The 19,089-nt window shown below is 60.5% G+C and carries 17 protein-coding genes; 1 reads left to right on the forward strand and 16 read right to left on the reverse strand.

Annotation, left to right across the window (positions count from 1 at the left end; all coding sequences use genetic code 11):
* The 16 genes from dnaE to rpsB form a co-directional block, all read right to left on the reverse strand.
* Positions 1–3,534, reverse strand: a complete 3,534-nt coding sequence (gene dnaE / locus ACF8C6_RS03765) for a DNA polymerase III subunit alpha (protein ID WP_392498055.1) — start codon at positions 3,532–3,534, stop codon at positions 1–3.
* Positions 3,535–3,611: 77 nt separating this feature from the next.
* Positions 3,612–4,220 (reverse strand): ribonuclease HII, encoded by a 609-nt coding sequence (rnhB, locus tag ACF8C6_RS03770; RefSeq protein WP_277688622.1) that lies wholly within the window; start codon positions 4,218–4,220, stop codon positions 3,612–3,614.
* Complete coding sequence (lpxB, locus tag ACF8C6_RS03775; protein ID WP_392498057.1) at positions 4,220–5,353, reverse strand: lipid-A-disaccharide synthase; 1,134 nt, start codon at positions 5,351–5,353, stop codon at positions 4,220–4,222. Before lpxB ends, rnhB begins: the two co-directional genes overlap by 1 nt.
* Before the next feature lies 1 nt (position 5,354).
* Positions 5,355–6,131, reverse strand: a complete 777-nt coding sequence (gene lpxA, locus ACF8C6_RS03780; RefSeq protein ID WP_392498058.1) for an acyl-ACP--UDP-N-acetylglucosamine O-acyltransferase — start codon at positions 6,129–6,131, stop codon at positions 5,355–5,357.
* Positions 6,128–6,568 carry a 3-hydroxyacyl-ACP dehydratase FabZ gene (fabZ, locus tag ACF8C6_RS03785; protein WP_277688619.1) on the reverse strand — a complete coding sequence of 147 codons (441 nt, stop codon included), beginning with the start codon at positions 6,566–6,568 and terminating at the stop codon, positions 6,128–6,130. Before fabZ ends, lpxA begins: the two co-directional genes overlap by 4 nt.
* 45 nt (positions 6,569–6,613) lie before the next feature.
* Positions 6,614–7,672, reverse strand: coding sequence for a UDP-3-O-(3-hydroxymyristoyl)glucosamine N-acyltransferase (lpxD, locus tag ACF8C6_RS03790; protein ID WP_392498059.1), 1,059 nt, complete (start codon positions 7,670–7,672; stop codon positions 6,614–6,616).
* A gap of 2 nt (positions 7,673–7,674) precedes the next feature.
* On the reverse strand, positions 7,675–8,178 hold the full coding sequence (locus ACF8C6_RS03795) for an OmpH family outer membrane protein (RefSeq protein WP_277688617.1): 504 nt from the start codon (positions 8,176–8,178) through the stop codon (positions 7,675–7,677).
* A 36-nt stretch (positions 8,179–8,214) separates the two neighbouring features.
* Entirely contained in the window at positions 8,215–10,611 is a 2,397-nt protein-coding gene (bamA, locus tag ACF8C6_RS03800) for an outer membrane protein assembly factor BamA (RefSeq protein WP_392498061.1), read from the reverse strand.
* Between the two features lie 74 nt (positions 10,612–10,685).
* Entirely contained in the window at positions 10,686–12,038 is a 1,353-nt protein-coding gene (gene rseP / locus ACF8C6_RS03805) for a sigma E protease regulator RseP (RefSeq protein WP_392498062.1), read from the reverse strand.
* Positions 12,039–12,055: 17 nt separating this feature from the next.
* Entirely contained in the window at positions 12,056–13,246 is a 1,191-nt protein-coding gene (gene ispC, locus ACF8C6_RS03810; RefSeq protein ID WP_392498063.1) for a 1-deoxy-D-xylulose-5-phosphate reductoisomerase, read from the reverse strand.
* Positions 13,243–14,058, reverse strand: coding sequence for a phosphatidate cytidylyltransferase (locus ACF8C6_RS03815; RefSeq protein WP_392498065.1), 816 nt, complete (start codon positions 14,056–14,058; stop codon positions 13,243–13,245). The genes ispC and ACF8C6_RS03815 overlap by 4 nt, the downstream gene beginning before the upstream one ends.
* Positions 14,052–14,813, reverse strand: coding sequence for a polyprenyl diphosphate synthase (gene uppS / locus ACF8C6_RS03820; protein ID WP_277688612.1), 762 nt, complete (start codon positions 14,811–14,813; stop codon positions 14,052–14,054). Before uppS ends, ACF8C6_RS03815 begins: the two co-directional genes overlap by 7 nt.
* Position 14,814: 1 nt before the next feature.
* Complete coding sequence (gene frr, locus ACF8C6_RS03825; protein ID WP_277688611.1) at positions 14,815–15,372, reverse strand: ribosome recycling factor; 558 nt, start codon at positions 15,370–15,372, stop codon at positions 14,815–14,817.
* Positions 15,369–16,112, reverse strand: a complete 744-nt coding sequence (pyrH, locus tag ACF8C6_RS03830) for a UMP kinase (RefSeq protein WP_277688610.1) — start codon at positions 16,110–16,112, stop codon at positions 15,369–15,371. The genes frr and pyrH overlap by 4 nt, the downstream gene beginning before the upstream one ends.
* 163 nt (positions 16,113–16,275) lie before the next feature.
* Positions 16,276–17,139 carry a translation elongation factor Ts gene (gene tsf / locus ACF8C6_RS03835; RefSeq protein ID WP_277688609.1) on the reverse strand — a complete coding sequence of 288 codons (864 nt, stop codon included), beginning with the start codon at positions 17,137–17,139 and terminating at the stop codon, positions 16,276–16,278.
* 126 nt (positions 17,140–17,265) lie between these two features.
* The gene (gene rpsB, locus ACF8C6_RS03840; protein ID WP_277688608.1) at positions 17,266–18,006 is read right to left on the reverse strand and encodes a 30S ribosomal protein S2; all 741 of its coding nucleotides are present in this window, start codon (positions 18,004–18,006) and stop codon (positions 17,266–17,268) included.
* A gap of 266 nt (positions 18,007–18,272) precedes the next feature.
* Between rpsB and map the strand changes: the two genes are divergently transcribed.
* Positions 18,273–19,073 carry a type I methionyl aminopeptidase gene (gene map / locus ACF8C6_RS03845; RefSeq protein WP_277688607.1) on the forward strand — a complete coding sequence of 267 codons (801 nt, stop codon included), beginning with the start codon at positions 18,273–18,275 and terminating at the stop codon, positions 19,071–19,073.
* The last annotated feature ends 16 nt before the right edge of the window (positions 19,074–19,089 follow it).

The raw sequence follows: 19,089 nt of genomic DNA on the forward strand, positions 1-19,089 counted from the left end.
TCAGCGATATTGGAGGAAGACGTTGTCTTTACCGAACTGGTCACGCAGGGCCTGGATCAGGTTGTCAGCCGGGTCGACGCACCATTGCTCACCGAACTGCAACACCGCCTTGGCCTCGCTGCCGCTGTAGTCGAGGGTCAATGGACAGGCGCCCTTGTGCTTGCCGAACAGCTCGCCCAGCCAACGCAGGCGGTCGCCCGCCAGGGCCTCACGCGGGGCACGGATACGCAGGCTCTCGGCCAGGCCGGTGCGCGCCTCCTCCAGGCTCATCACCCGCTTGGCACGCAGGCGCAGACCGCCGGAAAACTCGTCATTGCTCACCTCGCCCTCGACCACCACCAGCGCATCGGTCTGCAGCAACGCCTGGGCGCCGGCAAAGGCGTCGGCGAACAGCGAGGCCTCGATTCGTCCGGAGCGGTCGTCCAGGGTGATGAAGCCCATTTTGTCGCCCTTCTTGTTCTTCATGACCCGCAGGTTGACGATCAGTCCGGCGATGGTCTGGGTATCGCGCGCCGCGCGCAGCTCGACGATGCGCTGGCGGGCGAAGCGGCGGATCTCGCCTTCGTATTCGTCAATCGGATGCCCGGTCAGGTACAAGCCGAGAGTGTCCTTTTCGCCCTTGAGACGCTCCTTGATCGACAGCTCGCGCGCCTTGCGGTGCTTGGCGTAGACATCCAGCTCGGGCTCGGCAAACACGCCGCCGAACAGGTCCATGTGACCGCTGTCGTGGCTGCGCGCGGTCTGCTCGGCGGCCTGCACGGCCTCCTCCATGGACGCCAGCAGCACCGCACGGTTGAGGTCCACCGTCGCCTGGTAGGCCTTGAGCTCGTCCTGGTAGTAAGGACCGAGGCGGTCCAGCGCACCAGAGCGGATCAGTGCCTCCAGGGTGCGTTTGTTGATGCGCTTGAGGTCGACGCGATTGCAGAAGTCGAACAGATCCTTGAACGGACCGCCCTCGGTACGGCACTCGACAATGGCCTCCACCGGCCCTTCACCCACGCCCTTGACCGCGCCCAGGCCGTAGACGATACGACCGTCGTCGTTGACGGTGAACTTGTACTCCGAGGTATTCACGTCAGGCGCGTCGATGCGCAGCTTCATGCTGCGGCATTCCTCGATGAGGATCACCACCTTGTCGGTGTTGTGCATATCCGCCGACAGCACTGCGGCCATGAATGGCGCCGGGTAATGCGCCTTGAGCCAGGCGGTTTGGTAGGACACCAGGCCGTAGGCGGCGGAGTGGGACTTGTTGAAACCGTAGCCGGCGAACTTTTCCACCAGATCGAAGATGTTGCCCGCCAAGTCGGCATCGATGCCGTTCTGCGCGCAGCCTTCAATGAAGCCACCACGCTGCTTGGCCATCTCCTCGGGCTTCTTCTTGCCCATGGCGCGACGCAGCATGTCCGCGCCGCCCAGGGTATAGCCCGCCATGACCTGAGCGATCTGCATCACCTGTTCCTGATACAGGATGATGCCGTAGGTGGGCTTGAGCACCGGTTCGAGACCGGCGTACTGGTAGTCCGGGTGCGGGTAGGACAGCGGTTCGCGACCGTGCTTACGGTTGATGAAGTCGTCCACCATACCCGACTGCAGCGGGCCGGGGCGGAACAGCGCCACCAGTGCGATCATGTCCTCCAGGCAGTCGGGCTTGAGCTTCTTGATCAGCTCCTTCATGCCGCGCGATTCGAGCTGGAACACCGCCGTGGTCTCGGCCTTCTGCAGCATGGCGTAGGTCGGCTTGTCATCCAGCGGGATGAAGTCGATGTTGATCAGCTCGTCATCCGAGGCACCATCACGTTTCTGGATGCGGTGGATGGTTTCCATCGCCCACTTGATGATGGTCAGGGTGCGCAGGCCGAGGAAGTCGAACTTGACCAGGCCGGCCTGCTCGACGTCGTCCTTGTCGAACTGGGTCACCAGGCCGGCGCCCTCCTCGTCACAGGAGGTCGGCGCAAAGTCGGTCAACTTGGTCGGCGCGATCACCACCCCCCCGGCGTGCTTGCCGGTACCGCGCACCACGCCTTCGAGCTTGAGGGCCATGTCCCAGATTTCCTGGGCCTCCTCGTCACTCTTGAGGAAGTCGCGCAGTACTTCCTCCTGGTTGTAAGCAGCCTCCAGGGTCATGCCCACTTCGAAGGGGATCATCTTCGACAGGCGATCGGCCAGGCCATAGGACTTGCCCTGCACCCGCGCCACGTCGCGCACTACCGCCTTGGCCGCCATGGAGCCGAAAGTGATGATCTGGCTCACCGCATTGCGGCCGTACTTGTCGGCCACGTAATCGATCACCCGGTCGCGACCGTCCATGCAGAAGTCGACGTCGAAGTCGGGCATGGAAACCCGCTCGGGGTTGAGGAAGCGTTCGAACAGCAGGTCATAGGCCAGCGGGTCGAGGTCAGTGATCTTCAGCACGTAGGCCACCAGCGAGCCAGCACCCGAACCCCGCCCCGGGCCAACCGGCACGCCGTTACTTTTCGCCCACTGAATGAAGTCCATCACGATGAGGAAGTAACCGGGGAAACCCATCTGGATGATGATGTCGAGTTCGAAGTTCAGGCGGTCGACATAGACCTGGCGCTTTTCCTCGTAATTTGGCGTGGTTTCCTTCGGCAGCAGGACCGCCAGGCGCTCCTCCAGGCCCTCGAAGGAGGCGTGGCGCAGGTAATCGTCAATCCCCATGCCATTGGGCGTGGGGAAGTCCGGCAGGAAGTACTTGCCCAGCTGCACCTCGATGTTGCAGCGCTTGGCGATCTCGACGGTGTTCTCCAGTGCCTCGGGCAGGTCGGAAAACAGCTCGGCCATCTCTTCCGGGCTCTTGAGGTACTGCTCCTCGGAGTAGTTGCGCGGCCGGCGTGGATCATCGAGAGTACGCCCCTCACCGATGCATACCCGGGTTTCATGGGCCTCGAAATCCCCCTTCTTGAGGAAGCGCACATCGTTGGTCGCCACCAGCGGTGCACCGGTACGCGCCGCCAGTTCGACAGCTGCATGCAGATGCTCCTCGTCCCCCACCCGATTGGTACGCTGCACCTCCAGATAGAAGCGCTCGGGGAAAACCTCCAACCACTCGCCAAGGAAAGCCTCGGCACGGGTGAGGTCGCCCGACAGCAGGGCCATACCCACCTCGCCCTCGCGGGCACCGGAAAGTGCGATCAGGCCTTCGGCTGCGCCCTTGACCCAGTCGCGCTGGATGATCACCAGGCCATTGTCCTGGCCCTCGGCCCAGCCACGGGAAATCAGCTCGGTCAGGTTACGGTAGCCCTTGGCGTTCATGGCCAGCAGGGTCAAACGCGACAACGGGCCGTCTTCCTCCGGGCTTGCCAGCCAGATATCGGCACCGCAGATCGGCTTGATGCCGCCGCCCATGGCGGCCTTGTAGAACTTCACCAGCGAACACATGTTGCTCATGTCGGTGACGGCCACGGCCGGCATGCCGGCAGCGGCCACCGCCTTGACCAGCGGCTTGACCCGCACCAAGCCATCGACCAGGGAGAACTCGGTGTGCAGGCGCAGATGGACGAACGTGGCGGTCATGGCAATCCCGTTGGTGACACAGAAACGATAAGGCCCGGATTGTACCGGGCCTGGTTACAAAGGACAGCCGCAGCCATCTACTGCTGAGCGGCCGCTTCCAGCGCCTGACGCACCGGCGCGAAGGAGCGCCGATGGATGGGCGTGGCCCCCAGGCGCTTGAGAGCCTCCAGATGTACCGGCGTGGGATAACCCTTGTGCCCGGCGATGCCGTAGCCTGGGTAGAGCGCATCCAGCTCGGCCATCTCGCGGTCGCGACTGACTTTGGCAAGGATCGATGCGGCGGCAATGGCCGGCACCTGCGCGTCGCCACCCACCACCGGTGCGCTGGGCACCGCCAGCTTTGGGCAGCGGTTACCGTCAATCAGCGCCAGCCTCGGCGTGACCTGCAGCCCCTCCACCGCACGCTGCATGGCCAGCATGGTGGCATGCAGGATGTTGAGGCGATCGATCTCTTCCACCTCGGCGCGGGCGATACACCAGGCCAGAGCCTTCTCGCGAATCTCATCGAACAGCTTGTCGCGGCGCGCTTCGCTGAGCTTCTTCGAGTCGTTGAGACCGGCTATCGGCCGGGCCGGATCGAGAATCACCGCAGCAGTCACTACCGGGCCGCAGAGCGGGCCACGGCCCACTTCGTCGACGCCGGCGACCAGTTGTTCGACCAGAGCAAAGTCCAGCCCCAGTTGCATCAGGCCCGCCCTACCAGCTTGAGCACGGCGTCCGCAGCCTGCTGCGAGGCATCCTGACGCAGGGCGCGGTGAATGGTGTCGAAACCTTCGGTCTGCACGGCGCCATTATCCAGCAGGGGGGCCAGCGCCTGAGCCAGGGCATCAGGGGTGGCAGCGTCCTGGATCAGCTCGGGTACCAGCATGCGTTCAGCCAGCAGGTTGGGCAGCGAGATGTACGGGCTCTTCACCAGATGCTTGAGAATGCGGTAGGTCAGTGGCGCGACCTTGTAGGCCACCACCATCGGCCGCTTGTGCAGCAGCGCCTCGAGGGTGGCGGTACCGGAAGCGATCAGCACCGCGTCGCAGGCCGTCAGCGCCTCGTGGGAGCGGCCGTCGAGCAGCAACAGCGGCAGATCACGATCGACCAGCATGGCCTCCAGCTGGGCGCGGCGCTCGGCATTGGCACAAGGGAGCACGAAGCGCACGCCCGGACGCAGGGCGCGCAGACGCTCAGCAGCATCGAGGAACAACTCGCCCAGGCGCGCCACCTCACCGCCACGACTGCCGGGCAGCAAGGCAACCACTGCGTCCTCCAAGCCCATGCCCAGCGCCTCGCGAGCACCTGCACGATCGGCCTGCAGAGGAATGGTATTGGCCAGCGGATGACCGACGAAGCGCACCGGTACCTGATGATCCAGGTAGAAGCGCGCCTCAAAGGGGAACAGGGTCAGCATCAGATCGCAGGCCTGACGAATCTTCAGCACCCGCTTCTGGCGCCAGGCCCAGACGGACGGGCTGACGTAATGCACGGTCTTGATCCCTGCCTCACGCAGCTTGAGTTCGAGGGTCAGGTTGAAGTCGGGGGCATCGATGCCGATGAAGACATCCGGCTTGGCGGCAATCAGCTCGGCAATCAGTCGCTTGCGCCGCCCGAGCAGCTCGCGCAGGCGACCAAGCACCTCGATCAGCCCCATCACGGCGAGGCGCTCCATGGGAAACTTAGAAACCAGGCCTTCGGCCTCCATGCGCGGCCCGCCAACACCGAGGAATTCGACTTGTGGATAGCGCATCTTGAGCGCCAGCATCAGACCGGCGCCTAGAATGTCGCCGGACGCTTCGCCAGCGACCAGCGCGACACGTAACGTAGCCGCCATATCAGCGCGTGATGCCGCGGGTCGAAGCCTGGATCGAGTCACGGAACACCGCGACTTCGGGGAACTGCGCCGCGGACTCGGCCATCTCGGCGAGCGCCTGCTCGACGGTGAGCCCCTGTCGATAGACCACCTTGTAGGCGCGACGCAGCGCGGCGATGGCCTCGGTGCTGAAGCCACGGCGACGCATGCCCTCGAAGTTCATGCTGCGCGCTTCGGCAGGATTGCCGAACACGGTGACATAGGCTGGAACATCCTTGCCGATGGCGGTGCCCATACCGGAAAAGCTGTGCGCGCCAATACGGCAGAACTGATGCACCAGGGTGAAGCCGGAAAGAATCGCCCAGTCATCCATGTGAACGTGACCGGCGAGAGCGGTGTTGTTGACCAGAATGCAGTGATTACCGATCACGCTGTCATGACCGATATGGACATAGGCCATCAGCAGGTTGTGATCGCCAATGGTGGTCTCACTTCGGTCCTGCACCGTGCCACGGTGAATGGTGACACCCTCGCGGATCACATTGTGATCGCCTATGACCAGGCGGGTCGGCTCGCCCTTGTACTTGAGATCTGGGGTGTCCTCGCCCACCGAGGAAAACTGGTAGATCTTGTTATGTCGACCGATCACGGTGGGCCCCTTGAGCACCACATGCGGGCCGACCACTGTACCCTCACCAATTTCCACATCGGGCCCGATGATCGACCAGGGGCCGACCTGGACATCCGCAGCCAGCTTGGCCGACGGATCGATGATGGCGCGAGGGTCAATCAAACTCATAGCTTGCGTTCCGCACAGATGATTTCGGCCGAGCAGACTTCCTTGCCATCGACACTGGCACGGCACTCGAACTTCCAGATACTGCGTTTGACGCTGAGAAACTTGGCCTCAAGGATCAGCTGATCACCGGGCAGCACTGGCTGGCGAAAGCGCAGCTTGTCCGAACCGACGAAATAGTAAAGGGTGCCATCGGCCGGCTTCACATCCAGCATCTTGAAACCCAGGATGCCGGCAGCCTGGGCCATGGCTTCAATGATCAGCACGCCCGGCATAATCGGATGCTCGGGGAAATGGCCGTTGAAGAAAGGCTCGTTGATGCTGACATTCTTGTAAGCGCGAATGCTCTTGCCTTCGATATCCAGCTCGGCGACCCGATCCACCAACAGGAAAGGGTAGCGGTGCGGCAGATATTCGCGAATCTCGTTGATGTCCATCATGTGCGGAAAGCCTTTACTAAATAGGGGGGCGTGCCTCGGGCACGATCAGGCATCTGATGAGGCCTGATCGTTAGAGGTCACGGCGGCAAGGCGCTTTTCCAGCTCGCGCAGACGCTTTGCCATGTCATCCAGTTGACGTATGCGAGCCGCGCTCTTCTTCCAGTCGGCTGCGGTCTGCATGGCCGTACCGGAAGAGTAGGCGCCCGGCTCGGTGATCGAACGGGTCACCATAGTCATGCCAGTGACGAACACGTTGTCGCACACCTCGATGTGCCCAACCATGCCGACACCGCCAGCGATCATGCAGTGTTTGCCGATCTTTGTACTGCCGGAAATGCCCACGCAGCCAGCCATCGCGGTGTGCTCGCCGACCTGTACGTTGTGCGCAATCATGATCTGGTTATCCAGCTTCACACCGTTGCCGATCACGGTGTCAGCCAAGGCACCTCTATCGATGGTGGTATTGGCGCCGACTTCCACATCGTCGCCCAGCACCACGCCACCAATCTGTGCAATCTTCTGCCAGACGCCCTTCTCATTGGCAAAACCGAAACCTTCACCGCCGAGCACTGCGCCGGATTGAATCACTACACGTTTGCCGAGTTTGACGTCGTGATACAAGGTCACACGTGGCGCCAGCCAGCTGTCTTCGCCTACTTCGCTGCGGGCACCGATCACACAATGTGCACCGATACGAACACCAGCGCCTATCCGCGCCTCACTCTCGATAACCGCGTACGCACCGACACTGGCGCTCGGATCAACCTGAGCGTCGTCAGCGATCACAGCAGTCGAGTGCACCCCCGCGGGCGCGACGGGCTTAGGATCAAACAAATGGGATATACGGGCAAAAGCCAGATAGGGATTCGCCACCAGCAACACATCGCCGGCATAACCCTCAGCATCGGCCTCAGTCAGCAGCACTACACCAGCACGGGTTTCGGGGAGAAACTTGCGGTACTGGGCATTGGCCAGAAAACTCAGCTGATCCGGACCGGCGTCCTGCAAGGTCGCCAGGCCGCGAATCGGCTTGTCCGCAGCACCACGCAGGGTGGCGCCGAGACGCTCGGCCAATTGGCCGAGGGTAAAGAACGGAGCGTTCATCTTCAGCGCAGCGAGTTCATGCGCTGAATGACCTGGCGGGTGATCTCGTACTGCGGCTTGACGTCCACAACGGCGCCACGCTCCAGCACCAGATCGTAGTTACCCTGCTTGATCACTTCCTCAACCGCTTTATCCAGCTTCGGCTTGAGCTGCTTGAGCATGTCACGGTCGGAAATGGCCTTGGCTTCGTTCAGCTCCTTGGACTGGAACTGAAAATCGCGGGCTTTCTGCTTGAACTCGAGCTCCAGGCGCTCACGCTCGGCCTGCTGCATCTTCTCGCCATCTTTGACCAAGCGATCCTGGATACGCTTGGCATCGCCTTCCAACTGCTTGAGCTTGTTCAGTTGCGGGCCGAACTTCTTCTCGGCGTCGACGGCGTACTTCTTCGCAGCATCCGACTCAAGCAAGGCCATCTGATAGTTCATCACCGCGATCTTCATCTCGGCGAAGGCCGGGGTTGCCAGCATGGTGGCAGCAACCAGAACCAATTGAGTCAACTTACGCACGATGCACTCCTGCAACAAACACTGTTGTCTAGCAAATTAGAAAGTTTGGCCCAGGGAGAACTGGAATACCTGGGTATCCGCGTCATCCGGTTTCTTCACCGGCATCGCCAAACTGAAGCTCAGCGGGCCGAGAGCGGTAATCCAGGTCACACCAACACCCACCGAGCTGGCCAGGTTGCCAAAGTCGATATCGCAGCTGTCGCTAAGCGCCTTTTGGCTGTCAGTGCAATTGGTATCGAAGACGCTACCCACGTCCCAGAACAGCGAGGTACGCAGCGAGCGCTGATCCTTGACAAATGGCAAGGGGAACAGCAGCTCGGCACCACCCTGAATCAATACGTTACCACCGAACGGCAACGGATCCTGATCCGGGTCTGTAAAGCGGCCGTACTTGTCCTCGGTGTCGAAGACGATTTCACCCTGCGAGTTGCGGACAACACTCGGCGTGCTGCGAGGACCAAGACTGCTGTCCTCGAAACCCCGTACCGAGTTGAAGCCACCCGCATAGTAGTGCTCGTAGAATGGCAGTTCAGACGTCGAACCATAGCTATCGCCATAACCCAGCTCGGTATGGAAACGCATGGTGTAGTCCTTCGACAGCGGCGCAAAAATCTGGCCACGGTAGTCCAGCTTGAAGAACGACAGATCACTACCCGGAACAGTCGATTCCAGTACCAGGCTCTGCGAGTGACCGCGATTTGCCAGCACACCTCGATTGAGAGTCGACTCCGACCAACCGATGGAGGCTTTCAGGTTGAGGAAGTCGTCACCCTCCTCTTCGATGAAATCAACGATTTCGTCGACGGTGTAGAAACCGGTGTCCAGGCTGTCCTGCTGGATGGTCAGACCGTAGGTCAGGCGCGAGGTCTCGCTGATCGGGTAGCCGATGCTGACACCCGCACCATAACTGTCAACCGAGTAGCTGGAGACATCTACGTCCAGTTCATCGTAGTCAGTGGTGCGATAGAAGGCGTTGTAACCCAGGCTGACGCCATCCACTGTCCAGTAGGGATCGACGAAGCCGAAGTTATAGCGAGTCTGGTACTCCGAACGGGTCAGACCCAGGCTGACCTTGTTACCGGTACCGAGGAAGTTGTTCTGACTGATAGAACCACCCAGGATCAAACCGGCATTCTGCGCAAAACCAACGCTGGCAGTGATGGAGCCGGACGGCTGCTCTTCCACGCTGTAGTTGACGTCGATCTGATCGTCGCTACCCGGCACTTGCGGGGTTTCAACATTGACTTCCTTGAAGTAACCCAGACGCTCCAGACGGGTCTTGGACTGATCGATCAGGTAGGTCGACGCCCAGCCACCTTCCATCTGGCGCATTTCGCGGCGCAGTACTTCATCTTCGGTCTTGGTATTGCCACGGAAGTTGATGCGATTGACATAGGCACGCTTGCCCGGATCGACCACAAAGGTGATGGCAACAGTCTTGTCTGCGTCATTGGCCTGAGGCACGCCGTTAACGTTGGCGAAGGTGTAACCTTCGTTGCCCAGGCGGCGAGTAATCAACTCAGAGGTGGTAGTCATCACCTTGCGCGAGAAGACCTGACCTTGTTTCACCAGCATCAGCTTCTCGATTTCTGCCTGCGGCACTTTCAGATCGCCGGACAGCTTGACCTCGCTGACACTGTACTTTTCACCCTCATCGACGTTGACGGTGATGTACACGTGCTTCTTGTCAGGCGTGATGGATACCTGAGTAGAGGAGATATCCATGTTGATGTAGCCGCGATCCAAGTAATAGGAGCGCAGACGCTCCAAGTCACCGGAGAGCTTCTCGCGAGCGTACTTGTCATCATTCTTGAAGAAAGACAGCCAGTTGGAGGTCTTCAGCTCGAACAGGCCGACCAGATCTTCATCCGGGAAAACGCTGTTACCCACCACGTTGATGTGCTGGATCGCTGCGACCGAGCCTTCGTTGATGTCAATCTTCAGCGCAACGCGGTTACGCGGCTGCGGAATAACTTCTGCTTCGATCTCTGCGGAATAACGGCCCTGCGCCACATACTGGCGCAGCAGCTCGTTACGCACACCTTCGAGGGTAGCGCGCTGGAAGATCTCACCCTCGGCCAGACCGGATTGCTCCAGGCCCTTCATCAGGTCTTCAGTACTGATCGCCTTGTTGCCTTCGATTTCAATGGTGGAAATCGACGGACGCTCAACCACACTGATTACCAGCACATCGCCATCGCGGCCCAGCTGGATATCCTGGAAGAAACCCGTTTTGAACAGCGAACGAGTCGCCTCGACCAAACGGCCATCGTCGACCTGATCGCCCACGTTCAGCGGCAAGGCGCCGAACAGGCTGCCAGCGGAAACCCGCTGCAGGCCGTTGACCTGAATGTCAGTGATAGTGAAGGACTCGGCGTGAACTTCGGCGATCATCAGTGCGGAGAGCACCGCGGGTAGCAGCAGACGTTTCATGAAGTCCTTTCTTATTCCAACTGATAATAAAGAAACTGCCGCAAAGCGCGGCAGATTCGGAATTCAGCTATTCGTTACAGACGACTCAGATCATTCACCAGGGCCAGCAACATGACCCCCAGCACCAGACTGATACCGATCTGAATACCCCAGCCCTGTACCCGCTCGGACAGTGGGCGACCACGCACCCATTCGACCAGGTAAAACAGCAAATGCCCCCCATCCAGCACAGGAATGGGCAGCAAATTGAGAACCCCCAGGCTAATGCTCAGATAGGCGAGGAAATTCAGGAAATCCGCGACGCCCGACTGAGCTGAAGCGCCCGCCACTTTAGCAATGGTTATCGGCCCACTCAAGTTTTTTACCGAGAGCTCGCCGAACAGCATTTTCTTCAGCGAATCAAGGGTTAGCACCGTCATACCCCAGGTACGACGCATGCCTTCAAGCACCGCCTCGGCGGGACCATAGCTGACCTCGTGCAACATGTCGGCAGGCCACTCGCCACCCTTCACGCCCACCCCGAGATAACCACTACGCGCCTGCCCCTCACCACGCTCGGCCAGAGTCAGCGGCAACTCGACCTGTCGGCCATCGCGATCCAGGCGCAATGTCGCCGACTCGCCCGGGCGCTGACGCACCCAGTCAACCACCTGCTGCCAGTCATCCAACATCTGATCATCGAGGGCCAACAATCGATCCCCCAACTGAACGCCCGCCGCCTGGGCCGGACCGTCCGGATCAAGCTCACTGACCACCGGCAACACCGCAGGCCGCCAAGGCACTAGCCCGAGCGATGCCAACGGCTCAGGCTCGTCGACGCCCTTCTGCCAGTCATTCAGCACCACCTGACGGGACATTACCTGCAGAGCACCATGCTCACGCACCTGCAACTCCAAGGTGCCGCTTTCACCCAAGCGGCGCACCAGCTGCAGATTGACCGCCGCCCAGCCTGCCGTGGCCTCGCCATCCACGGCGACGATCTCCTGGCCAGCCTGCAAACCTGCGGCAGCCGCGAGACTATCCGGCTCGACCTTGCCTATTACCGGCCGCACCTGCTGGCTGCCGAGCATGGCAATCGCCCAAAAGAACGCGATAGCAAGCAGGAAGTTGGCAATCGGCCCTGCTGCGACAATGGCAATACGCTGCAATACCGGTTTGCGATTGAACGCTTGATCGAGCTGCTCGGGCGCTACATCACCCTCACGCTCATCAAGCATCTTGACGTAGCCACCCAGCGGGATGGCGGCCACCATGAACTCCGTTCCATGCCGGTCATGCCAGCGCACCAACGGACTGCCAAAACCAACGGAAAAGCGCAGCACCCTTACCCCACAGCGCCGCGCCACCCAGAAATGACCGAACTCGTGAAAGGTCACCAGCACCCCGAGGGCGATCAGCGTACCGAACAGCATGTACAGCCCGCTCATTGCATACTCCTCCGAACTCAGGCCGGATAGCGACTCAGCCAGTTGTGGGCAAGAACCCTGGCCCGGGCATCAGCCGCGAACACCGCATCCAGGGACTCTACCGCAGTGACTGCCTCGCGCTGCAAGACCTCTTCGATCATACTCGCGATATCGGGAAAGCGAATGCGCTGCTCAAGAAAAGCCGCCACTGCCACTTCATTGGCCGCATTGAGCATGGCCGGCGCACTGCCACCCACCTCGGCAGCCTGTCGCGCCAGGCGCAGACAAGGGAAACGCTGCTCATCCGGGCGCTGGAAGTCCAGCCGGGCCACCGCAAACAGATCCAGCGGCGCGACGCCGGAATCGATCCGCTCAGGCCAAGCCAGGGCATTGGCGATTGGCGTGCGCATATCCGGATTGCCCAACTGAGCCAGCACCGAACCATCCACATAATCGACCAGGGAATGAATCACGCTTTGCGGATGGATCACCACTTCGACCTGATCAGGATTCGCCGCAAACAGCCAGCAAGCCTCGATAAGCTCCAGGCCCTTGTTCATCATGCTGGCAGAGTCGACCGAGATCTTGCGCCCCATGGACCAATTCGGGTGCGCACAAGCCTGCTCAGGCGATACATGCGCCAACTCAGCCAGCGGCGTTTCGCGAAAAGGCCCGCCTGAGGCCGTCAACAGAATGCGCCGCACCCCAACGGCCTTCAGCCCACGCGCATGATCGACCGGCAGACACTGGAAAATGGCATTGTGCTCGCTGTCGATCGGCAACAAGGTGGCACCATTTTCCTGCACGGCCTGCATAAAGAGGTCGCCCGACATAACCAGCGCCTCTTTGTTGGCCAACAGCACCTTCTTGCCGGCACGCACGGCAGCCAGCGTCGGCCTGAGCCCCGCCGCACCGACGATGGCCGCCATCACCGCATCTACCGCTGGATGCGCCGCCACCTCACACAACCCAGCCTCGCCGGCCAGCACCTCAGTATTCAGACCTGCCGCCCGCAGCGCTTCGCGCAGCACTCGCGCCGAAGCCTCGTCAGCCGTCACCGCAAAAGCAGGCCGATGTTGCAGGCAAAGCACCTTCAACTCGGCCACACGGGAAAACCCGGTCAGGGCGAACACCTGATAGCGTTCAGGATGACGAGCGATCACATCGAGCGTGCTGAGACCAATGGAACCCGTCGCACCCAGCACGCAGATCTGCTGAGGCATGCTCACAAAGCCCCCCACCCTGCCAACCACAACAGCACGGCAAACAGGGGAATGGCCGCCGTCAGGCTGTCGATGCGATCCAGCACGCCTCCATGACCAGGCAACAGATTACTGCTGTCCTTGATCCCGGACTGACGCTTGAACATGCTTTCGGTCAGATCGCCAATCACCGATGCAGCCACCACCAAGGCAGCACCCGCCAGCCCCAACAGCACAGCGGCAACTGACCACCCCTGCTGCACGGCGACAACCAGGGTCAGCAGCAGACTGAACGCCAGGCCGCCAAAGAAACCTTCCCAACTCTTGCCAGGGCTAACCCTGGGCGCCAACTTGCGCTTGCCGAAGGCCTTCCCGGAAAAATAGGCCCCTACATCGGCCCCCCACACCAACACCATCACAGCGATGATCAGGGCATTGGCCTGTGGCCACTGTTTGAGCAGCACCAACCCCTGCCAGGCCGGCAGCAAAATCACCAACCCGATCAGCAATTTGCCGGGTAAACCACCCCAATAGCGACTGCTTTGCGGGTACGTCATCACCAACCCTGTGGCCAGCAGCCACCACAACACCGCACCGCCCAGCAGCCAGGGCGCCAACTGCGGCAGCAGGTAGAGTGCATAAAGCAGTGCCGCCACCGCACCGGCGTAAGTAACGCGCAAAGCCTGGCTTGCGAAGCCCGCCAGACGCGCCCACTCCCACGCCCCCAGACAGACAACAGCCGCAATAAACAGGGCAAAAGCGCCGCCATCGAGCAGAAAGAAACCACCCAAGGCGATGGGCAGCAGAATCAGCGCCGTAATAACGCGTTGTTTCAGCATTGACTGCGAGCCTCGGCATCCACCTGATCACCAGTCTTGCCGAAGCGACGCTGACGAGTGGCAAAGTCGGCCAGCGCATTGCGCATGGCCTCGTGTTTGAAATCCGGCCAGAACAGGTCGGAGAAGTACAGCTCCGAGTAAGCCAGCTGCCAGAGCAGGAAATTGCTGATTCGATGCTCGCCACCAGTACGGATGCACAGATCAGGCAACGGCAGATCACCGGTTGCCAGGCAACCCTGCAGCAGCCCCGGGGTAATGTCCTCGGGCCGCAGATGCCCCGCCTGCACCTCACGCGCCAGGCGCTGGGCAGCCTGCACGACATCCCACTGGCCACCGTAGTTGGCCGCGATTTGCAACACGAAACGGTTGTCGCCAGCAGTCTGCAACTCGGCCTCACGCATCGCCGCCTGCAGCTCCGGATGAAAGCGCGAACGATCACCGATGATGCGCAGGCTGATGGCGTTCTCCTTGAGCTTGCGCGCCTCGCGACGCAAAGCACTGAGGAACAACTCCATCAGCGCGCCCACCTCTTCGGCCGGGCGCTGCCAGTTTTCACTGGAGAAGGCGAACAGGGTCAGCACTTCAACACCAGCCTCGGCGCACACCTCGATCACGGCACGCACCGCATCGACACCCGCCTTGTGACCGGCAACACCAGGCAGCAAGCGCTTTTTCGCCCAGCGATTATTGCCATCCATGATGATGGCAACATGACGCGGTATCGCCGCCGAGGCTTCCTGCTTGGCCTTGCTCACATCACACCGCCATCAGATCGGCTTCTTTGGCTTCCAGAGCCTTGTCGACTTCGGCAACGAACTTGTCGGTAAGCTTCTGCACTTCATCAGCAGCGCGGCGCTCTTCGTCTTCGCTGATTTCCTTGTCCTTGGACAGCTTCTTCAACTCAGCCAGAGCATCGCGACGCACGTTGCGCACGGCCACCTTGGCATCCTCGGCAACGCCGCGGGCCTGCTTGGTGTAGCCCTTGCGCGTTTCCTCGGTCAGGGCCGGCATCGGCACGCGGATGGTGGCGCCGGCACTGCTCGGGTTCAGGCCAAGGTCAGAAATCATGATGGCCTTCTCGATCGCCGCACTCAGGGTCTTGTCGTGGGCCACGATTTTCAGGGTGCGCGCATCCTCCACGGTAATCGCCGCCACCTGATTCAGCGGCATTTCGCTGCCATAGGCCGGCACGCGAATGCTGTCCAGAATGCTCGGGTGCGCACGACCGGTACGAATGGAGGCCAGATTACGCCCAAGGGACTCAAGGGACTTGCTCATGCGCTCCTGAGCGTCTTTCTTGATCTCGTTGATCATTGTGCTTCCTCCTCGATCAGGGTTCCTTCGGCGCCACCTACCACGATATTCAGCAGGGCACCGGGCTTGTTCATGTTGAAGACCCGCAACGGCATCTTGTGATCGCGCACCAGACAGATGGCCGTCAGGTCCATCACGCCCAGCTTGCGGTCGAGCACCTCGTCGTAGGTCAGACGCTCGAACTTCTCCGCATTGGGATCCTTGAAAGGATCGGCAGTGTACACGCCATCAACCTTGGTGGCTTTCAGCACCAGATCGGCATCGATTTCGATGGCGCGCAGGCAGGCGGCAGAGTCCGTAGTGAAGAAGGGGTTGCCGGTACCGGCAGCGAAAATCACCACCTCACCGGAATTCAGGTGGCGCATGGCCTTGCGCCGATCGTAGTGATCGGTCACACCCACCATGGAAATGGCCGACATCACGATGGCCGGGATATTGGAACGCTCCAGCGCATCACGCATCGCCAGCGCATTCATCACGGTAGCCAACATCCCCATGTGGTCGCCAGTGACACGATCCATACCGGCAGCAGACAAGGCCGCGCCACGGAACAGGTTGCCACCACCGATCACCAGACCGACCTGCACGCCAATGCCAACCAGTTGGCCGACTTCCAGCGCCATGCGATCCAGCACCTTGGGATCGATACCGAACTCTTCGGAGCCCATCAGGGCCTCGCCGCTTAACTTGAGCAGAATGCGTTTATAGCGTGCTTGACGACCACTCATCTGCTGAGCCATTGCTTGTCTCTCCTGCGGCGTTTATTTGGCTAATCAGTTTACCCGGCAGTCAGACCACTGCCCGGTGAATTGGTGCAGCGCGCCACAATTGTGTCTCGCGCTTTGCAAAAGAGGCCGCACGCAGGAGCGGGCAGCCTCTTTCTTTACTGCTGTAACGACTGCCTTATTGCTTGGCAGCAGCTACCTGAGCGGCAACTTCGTCAGCGAAGTTGTCAACCGGCTTCTCGATGCCTTCGCCCACTTCAAAGCGGATGAAGGAAACGATTTCAGCACCGGCTTTCTTGGCCAGCTCACCAACCTTGACTTCCGGATCCATGATGAAGGCTTGCTCAACCAGGCTAGCTTCGGACAGGAACTTGGCGATACGGCCTTTGACCATGTTTTCGACGATGTTTTCCGGCTTGCCGGCGATCTTCTCGGCGTTCAGCTGCAAGAAGATTTCCTTTTCCTTGGCAATCAGCTCTTCGGAAACGTCGGCCGGGCTCAGTACGGCCGGGTTGGAAGCAGCGACGTGCATGGCAACGTGCTTGGCCAGCTCTTCGTTGCCGCCTTTCAGGACAACCAGAACACCGATGCGGTGGCCGTGCAGGTAGGAACCTACAACGTCGCCCTCAACGGCAGCCAGACGACGGATGTTGACGTTTTCGCCACACTTGGCAACCAGCGCCTCACGAGCGGATTCACGGGAAGCGATCAGCGGGGCGGCTTCGGTCAGCTTCTGAGCGAAGGCTTCGTCCAGACTCTCCTTGACGAAGGTCTTGAAGTCGTCCTGCAGGGCCAGGAAGTCGGTCTGCGAGTTGACTTCGATCAGCAGGCCACGACCACCCTCGACACGAGCGGCGATAGCGCCTTCGGCGGCGACGTTACCGGCTTTCTTGGCGGCCTTGATGGCACCGGAAGCGCGCATATCGTCAATGGCCTTCTCGATGTCGCCACCAGCGGCAACCAGAGCCTTCTTGCACTCCATCATGCCTTGGCCAGTACGCTCGCGCAGTTCTTTAACCAGGGCTGCAGTAATCTCTGCCATGTTCCTAATCCTCTTGAAGTGGTGTTCAACCATTCAACCCGGCCACGCCGGGCATAAAATTCTCAAGTGGCAAAAAGGGGGCCTAGCCCCCTTCTTGCGCAACGGGAAACCTGAGGTTACCCGCTATCAGCCTTCGCTGGCCTCGGCTGCAGCTTCTTCGACGAACTCATCGGTAGCGCCGCCGGCATTGCTACGACCACGGATCACAGCGTCAGCCATGGCACCCATGTACAGCTGGATGGCGCGAATGGCGTCATCGTTGCCAGGGATAATGTAGTCAACGCCTTCCGGGCTGCTGTTGGTATCGACGATGCCGATAACCGGGATGCCCAGCTTATTGGCTTCGGTGATAGCAATGCGCTCGTGGTCAACGTCGATCACGAACAGAGCGTCCGGCAGACCGCCCATGTCCTTGATACCGCCCAGACTGCGATCCAGTTTTTCCAGGTCGCGGGAGCGCATCAGGGCTTCTTTCTTGGTCAGCTTGGCAAAGGTGCCGTCCTGGGACTGGGTTTCCAGATCGCGCAGGCGCTTGATCGAAGCACGGATGGTCTTGTAGTTGGTCAGCATGCCGCCGAGCCAGCGGTGGTCAACGTAGGGAGAACCGCAACGCGCTGCTTCTTCAGCAACGATCTTGCCGGCGGAACGCTTGGTGCCTACGAACAGGATCTTGTTCTTGCCGGCAGCCAGCTTCTCAACGAACGACAGAGCGTCGTTGAACATCGGCAGGGTTTTTTCCAGGTTGATGATGTGAATCTTGTTGCGAGCACCGAAAATGAACTTGCCCATTTTCGGGTTCCAGTAACGGGTCTGGTGGCCGAAGTGCACACCGGCCTTCAGCATATCGCGCATGTTGACTTGGGACATGATAGTTCCTTGATAAGTCGGGTTAGGCCTCCACGCATCCCGCTATCCAACCCTTGCGGGCACCCAGGATAAACGTGTCGATACGTGTGCGGATTTAAGCCTTGCGGGCAGCACTGCCCACAAAGCGGCGCGTTTTATACCACACAAGCCATGACTAAGCTAGAAAAACACTGCACCGACTTAACCTTGCTGGCGCATTGCAGCTTCAAGCTTGCCGTACGCAGCTGTTACCATTGCCACCTTTATGGATTCGCCCGAGAGCCGCTATGACCGTCACCATCAAGACTCCCGCTGAAATCGAAAAAATGCGCGTCGCCGGCCGCCTGGCAGCCGAAGTGCTGGAGATGATCGGCGAGCACGTCAAGCCGGGCGTCACCACCGAGGAAATCGACCGCATCTGCCACGACTATATCGTCAACGTGCAGAAGGCCATCCCTGCCCCGCTGAACTATGGCGCCGCACCCGGCCGGCCCGGCTTTCCCAAATCGATCTGCACCTCGATCAACCACGTGGTCTGCCACGGCATCCCCAACGACAAGCCCTTGAAGGACGGTGACGTGCTCAACATCGACGTCACCGTGATCAAGGATGGCTACCACGGCGACACCAGCAAGATGTTCATGGTCGGCAAGGTGCCGGAATGGGCCCAGCGCCTGGCCCAGGTCACCCAGGAGTGCATGTACAAGGGCATCGAGATGGTCAAGCCGGGCGCACGCCTGGGCGATATCGGTGAAGTGATCCAGAAGCACGCGGAAAAACAGGGCTTCTCGGTGGTGCGCGAATACTGCGGCCACGGCATCGGCGCCGTCTTCCACGAAGAACCGCAGATCCTGCACTACGGCCGCGCCGGCACCGGCATGGAACTGAAGGAAGGCATGACCTTCACCATCGAGCCGATGATCAACCAGGGCCGCCCGGAGACCCGCCTGCTCGGCGACGGCTGGACCGCCATCACCAAGGACCGCAAGCTGTCCGCCCAGTGGGAGCACACCGTGCTGGTCACCGAGACCGGCTACGAAATCCTCACCCTGCGCAGCGACGACACCCTGCCGCGCACCTCCGCCTGAGCCCACATATATAGAA

Origin of the sequence: Pseudomonas sp. zbq_18, assembly GCF_043102245.1 — a bacterium.
Taxonomy (GTDB): Bacteria; Pseudomonadota; Gammaproteobacteria; order Pseudomonadales; family Pseudomonadaceae; genus Aquipseudomonas.

What these genes read in the sequence shown, in the direction of transcription:
- dnaE (WP_392498055.1), bottom strand. Translation starts at nt 3,534, where the DNA reads ATGACCGCCACGTTCGTCCATCTGCGCCTGCACACCGAGTTCTCCCTG.
- rnhB (WP_277688622.1), bottom strand. Translation starts at nt 4,220, where the DNA reads ATGCAACTGGGGCTGGACTTTGCTCTGGTCGAACAACTGGTCGCCGGC.
- lpxB (WP_392498057.1), bottom strand. Translation starts at nt 5,353, where the DNA reads ATGGCGGCTACGTTACGTGTCGCGCTGGTCGCTGGCGAAGCGTCCGGC.
- lpxA (WP_392498058.1), bottom strand. Translation starts at nt 6,131, where the DNA reads ATGAGTTTGATTGACCCTCGCGCCATCATCGATCCGTCGGCCAAGCTG.
- fabZ (WP_277688619.1), bottom strand. Translation starts at nt 6,568, where the DNA reads ATGATGGACATCAACGAGATTCGCGAATATCTGCCGCACCGCTACCCT.
- lpxD (WP_392498059.1), bottom strand. Translation starts at nt 7,672, where the DNA reads ATGAACGCTCCGTTCTTTACCCTCGGCCAATTGGCCGAGCGTCTCGGC.
- bamA (WP_392498061.1), bottom strand. Translation starts at nt 10,611, where the DNA reads ATGAAACGTCTGCTGCTACCCGCGGTGCTCTCCGCACTGATGATCGCC.
- rseP (WP_392498062.1), bottom strand. Translation starts at nt 12,038, where the DNA reads ATGAGCGGGCTGTACATGCTGTTCGGTACGCTGATCGCCCTCGGGGTG.
- ACF8C6_RS03815 (WP_392498065.1), bottom strand. Translation starts at nt 14,058, where the DNA reads ATGCTGAAACAACGCGTTATTACGGCGCTGATTCTGCTGCCCATCGCC.
- frr (WP_277688611.1), bottom strand. Translation starts at nt 15,372, where the DNA reads ATGATCAACGAGATCAAGAAAGACGCTCAGGAGCGCATGAGCAAGTCC.
- pyrH (WP_277688610.1), bottom strand. Translation starts at nt 16,112, where the DNA reads ATGGCTCAGCAGATGAGTGGTCGTCAAGCACGCTATAAACGCATTCTG.
- tsf (WP_277688609.1), bottom strand. Translation starts at nt 17,139, where the DNA reads ATGGCAGAGATTACTGCAGCCCTGGTTAAAGAACTGCGCGAGCGTACT.
- rpsB (WP_277688608.1), bottom strand. Translation starts at nt 18,006, where the DNA reads ATGTCCCAAGTCAACATGCGCGATATGCTGAAGGCCGGTGTGCACTTC.
- map (WP_277688607.1), top strand. Translation starts at nt 18,273, where the DNA reads ATGACCGTCACCATCAAGACTCCCGCTGAAATCGAAAAAATGCGCGTC.